The organism is Shewanella sp. 11B5 (genome assembly GCF_002836795.1).
GTDB lineage: Bacteria > Pseudomonadota > Gammaproteobacteria > Enterobacterales > Shewanellaceae > Shewanella > Shewanella frigidimarina.
Genome location: NZ_PJAP01000776.1, coordinates 1 through 1775, shown reverse-complemented (window position 1 = coordinate 1775; position 1775 = coordinate 1). Strand labels below are relative to the sequence as shown.

Annotated in this window: 1 protein-coding gene, 1 tRNA gene and 1 pseudogene; all 3 read left to right on the top strand. The window is 42.0% G+C overall.

Annotated features, from left to right (window positions below):
• Positions 1-218 (top strand): annotated as a pseudogene (locus CXF78_RS16345) (DNA polymerase III subunit epsilon); the annotation flags it as partial.
• Between the two features lie 10 nt (positions 219-228).
• Positions 229-1566, top strand: a complete 1338-nt coding sequence (locus CXF78_RS16340; protein WP_102037372.1) for a TIGR03503 family protein — start codon at positions 229-231, stop codon at positions 1564-1566.
• A 127-nt stretch (positions 1567-1693) separates the two neighbouring features.
• Positions 1694-1770, top strand: a tRNA-Asp gene (locus tag CXF78_RS16335).
• Positions 1771-1775: the final 5 nt, after the last annotated feature.

Sequence of the window (1775 nt, the reverse complement as noted above, 5' to 3'; positions counted from 1 at the left end):
CGGAAATTCTTGCTGATGTTTACTTAATCATGACTGGTGGACAAATTAAGTTTAATTTGTCCAATGAAAAAGCGGGTCAAGAAGGTGGCGGAATTAAAAATATCGATCCTTCGGCGTTTAATCTTAAAGTCGTTGGTGCATCTGCCGATGAAATACTATTACACGAACAACGACTTGACCTCATTGCGAAGTCAGGTAAATGTCTCTGGAGAGGGTAAACCAACCTTTATGAGTGCTACTCGCGCCGGTTATCTTGTTATTCCATGTTTATTGTTGCTGAGTCTTATCTTAGCGTGGCAACCTAATGCCCAGGCTGCAGTGGTCAATGCATCGCAAGCAGCAGAACTTAAAAATCGTTTTCGAATCGATCACATGGTCGATCATTTAACGTTGGTTATCCAACGAAGCTATGGTTCCGCTCGTGTCGTGGTCAATTTACCCGATGGCAGTAAATGGTACTCAAATCGTCATACTCAAACGGTAAAATGGGTAGACGGTATTGCTGCTGATATGATTTATATCGAAAAACCAATGCCAGGGCCTTGGCAGTTATTGGGGAGTGTGGTTGAAGGGTCGACAATTAAAAAATTATCTGCATTAGACATTGCTGTGCAACCGTTACCGCAACCACTTTATCAGGGTGAAAGGTTGAAAGTAACAGCAAGACTCTTGGGTGATAGTTTAACCATGAGAATGCCGGGGTTGGAGTATATGGTCGAATGGACTGCTCGTTTTACCAGTGAGCATCTTCCTACTGACGATAACTTTGCAACGGGCACCATTATTGTCGGTGCTTATAAAGACAATGGTGAATTGTTGGACGAAGTACCTGATGATGGCATCTTTACCGGAAGCCATAATTTACAACAACCTACCGGTCATTATGTACTCAACGTTACCGCCCGAAATAATATATTTGAACGTGAATATGTGATGCCGTTTGAGCTATCGCCACAACCAATTACTGTCAAAATGGTGCCCAATAGCGATCCATTAAAAGGCATATGGCAGATACAATTAACGGTTGATGAATCTGTGGTGAAATTAGCAGAAACGCATTTTGAGTTTGACTTAGTCGGCCCTGCAGGATTGTTGCTGCCTATCACCTTGCAAACCATGACCAGTGCAGATCAAATTTTATACTTACCTAAAGTGACTGAGTTTGGCAGTTATCGTGTTAAAGGCAGTGCGGTTTCTACGACGGTTGATGGCCGAGAAATTGTGCTCAATTTACCTGAAATGTTTTTTAATTTAGTAGAGCCCCCAGCTCCACCTCCATCAGTTGAAGAACTTGCTGAAAAAGCGGCCATTCAAGCAGAAATTGAAGAGAAAGTAGCTAAAGACGATGCAATGTTCTGGATTATTACCATTAATGGCGTACTCTTTTTTGTTGGTATTATCGGTTTGGTGATATGGCGAAAAAAACAAACGCTGGCAAAGGCGATGGCTGCGGCAGAAGAAAGGTTAAAGCAAAACCCCGTTAATGAGGATAAACCTAAAGACAGTATTCTAGAAAGCGTCGACCTAGATGATATTGATTTAAGTATGCCTGATGACAAAAACTAACCCACTGAAGTGAGTGCTTTTTGTACTAAAACTTGATAATTGTACGTTTTTTAACTAAATGAGCAAAAACAATTAAAAAACTGTTGACGATTAATTATCACAACTTTATTATTCATCGCACTTGTGTGGAGCGGTAGTTCAGTTGGTTAGAATACCGGCCTGTCACGCCGGGGGTCGCGGGTTCGAGTCCCGTCCGCTCCGCCATTCAA

Coding starts and splice junctions, on each gene's coding strand:
- CXF78_RS16340 (WP_102037372.1), top strand. CDS start 229: ATGAGTGCTACTCGCGCCGGTTATCTTGTTATTCCATGTTTATTGTTG.